Source organism: Micromonospora sp. NPDC000316, assembly GCF_042898885.1.
Classification (GTDB): Bacteria; Actinomycetota; Actinomycetes; order Mycobacteriales; family Micromonosporaceae; genus Micromonospora.
The window spans coordinates 1-7,191 of the sequence record NZ_JBIAZG010000038.1; the positions used below are offsets into that span (position 1 = coordinate 1).

6 protein-coding genes are annotated in these 7,191 nt (G+C 69.5%); 5 read left to right on the plus strand and 1 reads right to left on the minus strand.

Translation table 11 applies throughout. From position 1 onward, the window contains the following. Nucleotides 1–123: 123 nt before the first annotated feature. Nucleotides 124–2,268, minus strand: a complete 2,145-nt coding sequence (locus ACFY2Q_RS29375) for a M14 family zinc carboxypeptidase (protein ID WP_387135895.1) — start codon at nt 2,266–2,268, stop codon at nt 124–126. 224 nt (nt 2,269–2,492) lie between these two features. Here ACFY2Q_RS29375 and ACFY2Q_RS29380 point away from each other — a divergent pair, with 224 nt between their 5' ends. The 5 genes from ACFY2Q_RS29380 (at nt 2,493) to ACFY2Q_RS29400 (ending at nt 7,134) form a co-directional block, all read left to right on the plus strand. Beyond that, nucleotides 2,493–3,119: a DUF4304 domain-containing protein gene (locus tag ACFY2Q_RS29380; RefSeq protein WP_387135897.1), complete on the plus strand. Its 627-nt coding sequence runs from the start codon at nt 2,493–2,495 to the stop codon at nt 3,117–3,119. Nucleotides 3,120–3,281: 162 nt separating this feature from the next. Then, nucleotides 3,282–3,791, plus strand: coding sequence for a SigE family RNA polymerase sigma factor (locus ACFY2Q_RS29385; RefSeq protein ID WP_387135899.1), 510 nt, complete (start codon nt 3,282–3,284; stop codon nt 3,789–3,791). Further along, nucleotides 3,788–4,627 carry a hypothetical protein gene (locus tag ACFY2Q_RS29390; protein ID WP_387135901.1) on the plus strand — a complete coding sequence of 280 codons (840 nt, stop codon included), beginning with the start codon at nt 3,788–3,790 and terminating at the stop codon, nt 4,625–4,627. The genes ACFY2Q_RS29385 and ACFY2Q_RS29390 overlap by 4 nt, the downstream gene beginning before the upstream one ends. A 1,104-nt stretch (nt 4,628–5,731) precedes the next feature. Further along, entirely contained in the window at nt 5,732–6,577 is an 846-nt protein-coding gene (locus ACFY2Q_RS29395; RefSeq protein ID WP_387135905.1) for an NB-ARC domain-containing protein, read from the plus strand. A gap of 116 nt (nt 6,578–6,693) precedes the next feature. Next, the gene (locus ACFY2Q_RS29400) at nt 6,694–7,134 is read left to right on the plus strand and encodes a tetratricopeptide repeat protein (protein WP_387135903.1); all 441 of its coding nucleotides are present in this window, start codon (nt 6,694–6,696) and stop codon (nt 7,132–7,134) included. Nucleotides 7,135–7,191 lie beyond the last annotated feature (57 nt).

Consider the following 7,191-nt stretch of genomic DNA (forward strand, 5'->3'; position numbering starts at 1 on the left):
CTTTTCTGTGTGGATTTCATTCTGCCCCCCCCCACCCCCCCCCCCCGCGCCCCCCCCCCCCCAAAAAACCCAACCCCCCCCCGGCGGGCGGGGCCCGGGCCGCCCCCCCCCACCACCGAATGATCAGCCCTCCGCGGCTTGGGCGGCGGCGTAGTCCCGGGCCACCCGGACCATCTCGACGAGCCCGCCCGCGTACTCCTGGGATTCGCCGTGCGCCTCGTCGAACGGCGGCTGGAAGCCGACGCCCTCCCACTCGCCTGTGGTCGGATTCCACCTGTCGTTGCCGACCTCGAAGTCCCACGCGAAGATGCCCAGCTCGTAGTAGAGCTGGTCGGCGGAGTTTCCGGCGGCCGAGTAGAGCACGTCGGCGACCGGGCCGGTCTGCGACGGCCAGGTGACGGTGCCGCGCTCCTGCGCGATAGCGCCGACGATCCGCCGTGCGCTGTTGAGGAACAGCGTCGACTCGTCGATCGACGGCCGGGGCAGGGTGATCCGCCCGTCGGCCCGGTACGCCCCCGGCGGCCACATGAAGTACCCGCCGTAGGAGTGCACGTTCATCGCGAACTTGATGTTGGTGTGAGCCTTGGCCAGCGCGATGACGTTGCTGCTCTCGGCCTCGGACAGCTCAGCCGTGCCCGCGTAGGTGCCGGACAGGCAGTTGGCGCTGGCACCCACGTACCCGTCGAAGTACGACCCGACCGTGTAGTTGCGGTTGACGTCGACGCCCCACGAGTTGCGGTTCTTCGGGTCGCGCGCCGACCCGGTGCAGTGGTTGACAAGGTTCTTGCGCTGGAAGTTGAAGTCGTTGAACGAGTAGTTCGCGCCGTCCGGGTTGACCGTCGGGATGACGAAGATGTCGACCTGCTCCAGCAGCTCACGGGTAGCCGGGTCGGTGCGGGCGTTGGCAAGCATCCGCTCGGCGAACTCCAGCGTCACAAGCGGCGTGGCCCACTCCCGGGCGTGTTCCTGGGAGTACGCGAGGACGCCGACCCGGGAGCCGTCCCGGTGTACGCCGAGGCGCAGCGCCTGCACCGTCCACGGCTTCGCCGGCACCTCGGTGCCCTGGAGGCCGTCGTCCAGCCGGGCGGGCCCGGCCACCGGCATGGGCAGCCCGGCCGAGCCGTCCTCGACGGTGGCCCGGAACCGGTTCGCCTGCCGGGCGTTGATCGCCGCCGCGACCTCGTCGGTGGTGCTCACCGTCTTGCCCGCGGTGTCGGTGGCGAGCGAGACCGTGAGGACGCGGTCGCGGTAGCCGACTGTCAGCGGCCGGTTCCGCCGGCCCGGGTCGACAGTGCGCACCTGCACACCGTTCATGCTCTGGTCGCCGAAGCGGACCGACTCCACGACAACTGCGGCGACCGCCGGGTCACCGAGGTACGCGGCGGCGCTGCGCCGGTAGCCCTGGGTCTTGTTCGGCAGGTCGATCACGTCCACCAGGTCCCGGTACTGCCGGGCCAGCCGCTTGATCCGCGCCTGGATGTCCACAGGCGTGAGGTACGCGTCGATGAAGTCCTTCTGGTAGCCGGCGGGTAGGGGCGGCGGGGTGGCGTTCGGCCAGAGCGTCGGGGTGACCACCCGGCTGGCCCCGCCGAGGCTGGACGTGGCGGTCAACTGGACCGGCCGGCTCGGCACGGGCTGGGGGAGGTTGTAGTGGTACTGGTACTCGCCGGAGTCCTCGAACCGGTACAGCGGGAACGACCCGGTGGCACCGTCGGCCGTGCGCCAGCTGACGGTGATCTCCACGTCCGGATCGTCGGTGGCGGTCGTGGCCACCTGCGCCTGCACGAAGGCCTGCCCGCCCGTGGTCCACCAGTACGCCTGCTGCACCTGAAGGGTGTCCACGGCCGTGGCGGCGGTGGTCCGCTGGCTGGTCGCCGGAGCGCGCAGCCCGGCGGCGGTACGGGCCTGAGCCGCGCGGACGCTCTCGGCGAAGTGCCGGGTGCCGTCCCCGGCGCGCTGCACGATCTGCACGGCCGTGGCGCCCTGCGCGGTCAGCTCGGTGAGCTGCGCGCCGCTGAGCACCAGGTCGGCGAGGATGCGCCCGTCCCGGGCCCGGGGCCGGTTGGCCAGGTCCGCGCCGCCGGCGACCAGGCGGTCGAGCTGGGCCTGGTCGCGGAGCTGTACCCGCACGAGGGCGGTCTCGGTGGCGGTCAGGGTGATCGGTGCGGGCGCGGTGGGTGCCGCGGTGGCCGGACCGGGGTGGGACAGTGCCGCGCTGATCAGGATCGCTGTGGTGGCGGCAGCTGTCCACCGTCGTCGGACGTTCATGTGCCCTCCTGACGGACGTCGATGTCACTGCTCCTTACACCAGTGCACAGATCGACACCTGTCAAGGTAGTGGGGTGGGTGTCCGGAGGCCGCCCAGCCCGGTTCTCCGCCCTCCGTACGTCGCTGCGTGCGGAGGGTCATCGGAGTCGGCGCCAGCGGCGGTACGTTGCCCCCGGCAGTCCGATCTATCCGTTGCTGTCCGGCCAGTCGGAAGGGCCTCGCCAATGTCCCCGCAGACGTTGCTCAACGACTTCGTCAAGGGCATGGCGGAGCAACTGGCCGGGTACGGCTTCGAGCAGGGGAAGGGCCGCGTCTTCCGCCGATATTCGCCGGCGGGCGACGCGCTCGTCATCGAGCTTCAGCTCTCGGATCACTCCAGCGCGACGGAGAAGGTCTTCTACATCAACGTGGGCCTGGCCCTGGCGCCGGCGTGGGAAGACGCTCGGCAGCGGCACCGCCTACCCGTGTCTGCGCAACCGCGGCCGCTGTACGCCACGTGGCAGCACCGCATCGGATTCACGACCCTCTCGGGTGGAGACCAGTGGCGGATCGTCGACGAGGCCACCGCCGCCGAAGTGTCGGCGCAGGTGCGTCGGCGTCTGGACGAGACGGTGGCGGAACTGCTGCCGCTACTGGACCGCGAGAAGTTCCTCGCGGTGGCCGACAGGCGGGAGTTCCTCGGGGCCGGCGGCTGGCGGGTACGGGCCTGGTTGCTGGCGGAGCAGGGCCAGTCACCCGAGCTCGAACACCTGCTGTTCACCGAGCGGCCGGCGCACACCCACAAGTCGGCGATGGTCCAAAATATCTGGACCTATGCGAAGAGCAGGCCCAGGGCGGACGGCCCGTCGTGAAGGCACGCTCCCGGCCTCGGCTTCTACCGCAGGTTACGGCGGCCCCGTACGTCGCTGAACGCGGCCGCTGGTCGTTGATTCCGTGACAGAAGCGCGAGTTCAGAAGCAACCCCGCGAGCCGGACCCCGCGTGACTATCTCGAAACGGGGATCGGAGGCCTGAATGAGCGATCGCGACGCGGCGTTCGCCGAGTACTTCGCGGCAAGGTCCGGCGCCATGCGCAGCACCGCGTACCTGCTGTGCGGCGACTGGCACCGGGCCGAAGACCTGGTCCAGACCACGTTCGTCAAGCTCTACCGGGTCTGGAACCGGATCTCGCGGCACGAGGTGCTCGACAGCTACGTACGCCAGATCCTGATCCGGACCTTCCTCGACGAGCGACGGCGCGGCTGGTGGCGGCGCGAGCGGGTCGGGGGCGAGAACGCCGACCAGGCGGCCCCGCCCGACTCTCCGGAGAGTCGACTTGTGCTGCTCCAGGCACTGGCCTCCGTGGCACCGCGCCAGCGGGCCGTCCTGGTGCTCCGCTACTGGGAGGACCTGTCGGTCGAGGACGTCGCGGCGCTGCTGGAGTGCTCTCCAGGGACGGTGAAGAGCCAGGCGGCACGCGGGCTCGACACGTTGCGCGGCCTCCTGGCACCCACGTACAGCGGGATCGAGATGGGGGAGCGATGAACGGAGAAGAGTTGCGCGAGGCGCTGCGCAGCGAGATGGCGAGCACCACCCCGCCACCACCATTGAGTACGGGAGCCACGCTCGCCGCCGCGCGGCGTGCGCAACTCCGCCGCCGCGGGCTGTGGGCGTCCCTCGGGTCGGCGGCCGTCGTGCTGGCGGTTGCCGGCTTCGCGGCCGTCGGCACCCCGGGTGGCCGCGTCTACCAACCGGCGGGCCACGGGCCACCGGTCGCCCCGAATGCGTCGGACACCAAGGAGGCGTGGCCGACCGGGCCGGACGGTCTCCCGCAGGAGGACCGGACCGCGCGGGCCGGTTCCAAGCACGACCAGGGTGTCCACCTGCTCAGCCAGGTCGTCTCCGTCGTGCCCGCCGGCTATACCGCGCCGGAGGATCCGGCCAGCCAGCCCGCCGATGAGCGGACGCTGCGGACCCACCAGGCGCAGTTCGAGGACCGGGTGAACGGCGTCGAACTGTGGAGCTACATGGCCTCGGTCGCCGTGGCTGATGGGGAGGGTGCCGGGCGCATGATCGTCGAGGTGCACGACGCCGGAAACCAGTTGCCGACCGAGCCGTGCGCGTTGGCCCGAGGATTCTGGGGGATGCAGGGCGAGTGCGAGGTCGAAACCGTCGGAGCGGCGCAGGTGGGCGTGGTGGTCCGAGCGGCCGGCGACGATCGGCTCGACCAGTGGTCGGCCTACCGGCACCCGGATGGCGTGGTGGTCTTCGTGGCGCAGGGCGCGAAGCTCGACGAGAGCCGGTCGGGGTTGAACAAGCTGCCGTTCTCCGTGCCGCAGTTGGCGGCCCTCGCGGTCGACGAACGGTTCCACCTGAAGTGATGCGGTGACTCGGCCTCGCCGGGTGGCCCAGGTGCCGCGATCATGTGGTCCACCTGGGCCTTCGTGTGTTGAGCGGGCGACGGGAATCGAACCCGCACCGTCAGTTTGGAAGAGCGTGCTCAAGAGGTCGTGATGCCCGAAACGCCTGCGGCCAGCCGCAGAGCCGATTGCCACTCGTGCCCGCTCATGACCGCTGCGCGCCACGGTTACTGGCCCGTGGATGGCCCGCCCTGACCCTTGCCTTACAAAGATCAAGACTGCTGTCGGCCGGCGTCGGCCCTGGCCGCCGAACTGCACCGCTCGTCGGTCGGTGCGGCTCTCGGTCGCCTCGCGCCGGCTGGCTTGGCTGTACCGGTGGCTGTACAGCGACCTTCTGATCCGTAGATTCCCAAGACCACCCCGCAGCCGTTCGGCAACGTCCGCCTCGCCTTGGTCCCGGCGTTCCCAGCAGCTAGATCGGTCCGGGGTTGTCCGGCTTCGTTCGCCCCGGCGGCTCCCGGCCGTGGCCCCCAGTTTGTCAGCTTGGGAATTGCCGATTTCTGCCTGGCGATTGGCTTGGCGGCCTCGTCTCGGTGGTCTCAAGTGGCCTCAGCTGACCCCCGCTGTCCTGACCTAATGGCATGTTCGCTTCACGGCGACTCAGCGCCTCCTCTAGATCCGTGTCTGCATGATGACGCAGCGATGGGTGCGGTTGCAGTTGGCGTTGATGATGCTGTGGTGAAGGTCTTCCGGCGGCGATGGCGGAGCCGCGCTGTTGTGTTGGTCGTCGCAGCGTGCGGGTGTGCGCTGATCGCAGTGCTGTTCTGGTGGAACCCGTTTGGCTGGCGGACACCGCGGCTGGGTTGGGCCGGGACCGAGCAGGTTAGCTGGATAGCAGGGATTCTCAGCGCAGCCCTCGGGATGGCCCCGCTGGTTCTAAACCGCCTCGACCGTCGCTCAAATCACCTTCGAGCAGGCGGTCAGCCGCAGATGTTTGGCGGGGCAGTGCGGGTCGGTCAGGTGCCGCAGCTTGCGTCCTGGTTCCAGGATCGACCCGCTGGCATCGATCTGGTGAGGGCGGCGAGGGCGGGCCGGACAACGGTGCTGACTCAGGTGTTGTCGGGAATGGGGGGTGTGGGCAAGACGCAGTTGGCGGCCCAGTTCGCGCGGCGGCTGGAAGCCGTTGGTGATCTGGATGTACGTGTGTGGGTGACCGCGTCGAGCCAGGATGCGATCATCGCTGGCTATGCCGAGGCCGCCCGGGCGTTGGGTATCGCGTTCGCGGAAGTAGATAGCCGGTCGGCGGCGCAGCGGTTGATGGAGTGGCTCGCGCAGACCGACCGGCGGTGGCTGGTCGTGTTGGACAACCTCGACGCTCCCGCTGATGCGGCTCGATGGTGGCCGCCGGACAACCGTCACGGCCGGACTGTTGTTACCACCCGCCGACGGGATCCAATCCTGGACACCGACCGCCGCACCCTGGTCGAAGTTGGCCTGTTTACCCCTGGCGAAGCGGTCGCCTACCTCACCCATGCCACCGGTGCTGCTACTGACCAGGAAGCCGAACTGAGAGCGCTCGCTACTGACCTGGGCTATCTGCCGTTGGCTGTGGCCCAAGCCGCCGCGTTCATCCGCGACCGCGGCATCGATGCTGCCACCTACCGGGCCCGGTTCGCCGACCGGCAGCAGCACTTGGCCGATCTTGCACCTCCGCACGACGCCTTACCCGATGACCATCGCGCGGCCCTCGATGCCACGTGGTCGTTGTCTGTTGACGCGGCGGACAGTCACCCGCCTCGTGGGCTGGCCCGGCCTGTGCTGGACCTGGCCGCGCTGCTGGACCCGAACGGGATCCCTGACGCCCTGTTCACCACCGAGGCGGTCACCGAGTACCTGACCCACTTCACCGGCCGCGACGTTATTGCGGAGGGATCCGGGACGCGCTACGAAACCTGCACCGCCTCCACCTGATCACCGAGGACACGGCTGCGGGCCGCGTCCGCGTCCACGCCCTGGTCCAACGCGCCACCCGCGACCAGGTCGACGCGACGCGGCTGGCCGCCGTCGCCCGCGCCGCCGCCGACGGGTTGCTCAACATCTGGCCCGCCATTGACCGCGACCCCGACTTCGCCCACACCCTCCGCGAGAACACCACCGCGCTTTATGCCAGCAGCGATGACAGCCTGCTGCACCCCAACGCCCACGCGCTGCTGTTCCGCAACATCAATAGCTTTGGCTTAGCCGGCCGGATCCCGACGGGCAGTACTTTCGGACAGCTCCCGACCGACATGCAGAGGGTCCTCGGACCCGATCATCCCGACACCCTCGCCGTCCGCAACAACCTCGCCTTCTGGCGTGGTGAGGGCGGCGACCCAGCTGGCGCCGCCATTGCTTTCGAACAGCTCCTCGCCGACTATCTGCGGCTATTCGGCCCCGACCACCCCGACACCCTGACCGCCCGCCATAACCTCGCCTCCTGGCGCGGCGAGGCCGGAACGTGTCAAGGGATTGAGGCCAACGGGAGTTAAGCGGCTTGTCGTTGTGGCTCGGGTTTGTTGATCCAGACCTGTTCGGGCAGGTCGAGG

Excerpts from the sequence above, each read along its gene's own strand:
- ACFY2Q_RS29385 (WP_387135899.1), top strand. The coding sequence starts at position 3,282 with ATGAGCGATCGCGACGCGGCGTTCGCCGAGTACTTCGCGGCAAGGTCC.
- ACFY2Q_RS29375 (WP_387135895.1), bottom strand. The coding sequence starts at position 2,268 with ATGAACGTCCGACGACGGTGGACAGCTGCCGCCACCACAGCGATCCTG.
- ACFY2Q_RS29395 (WP_387135905.1), top strand. The coding sequence starts at position 5,732 with ATGGGGGGTGTGGGCAAGACGCAGTTGGCGGCCCAGTTCGCGCGGCGG.
- ACFY2Q_RS29380 (WP_387135897.1), top strand. The coding sequence starts at position 2,493 with ATGTCCCCGCAGACGTTGCTCAACGACTTCGTCAAGGGCATGGCGGAG.
- ACFY2Q_RS29390 (WP_387135901.1), top strand. The coding sequence starts at position 3,788 with ATGAACGGAGAAGAGTTGCGCGAGGCGCTGCGCAGCGAGATGGCGAGC.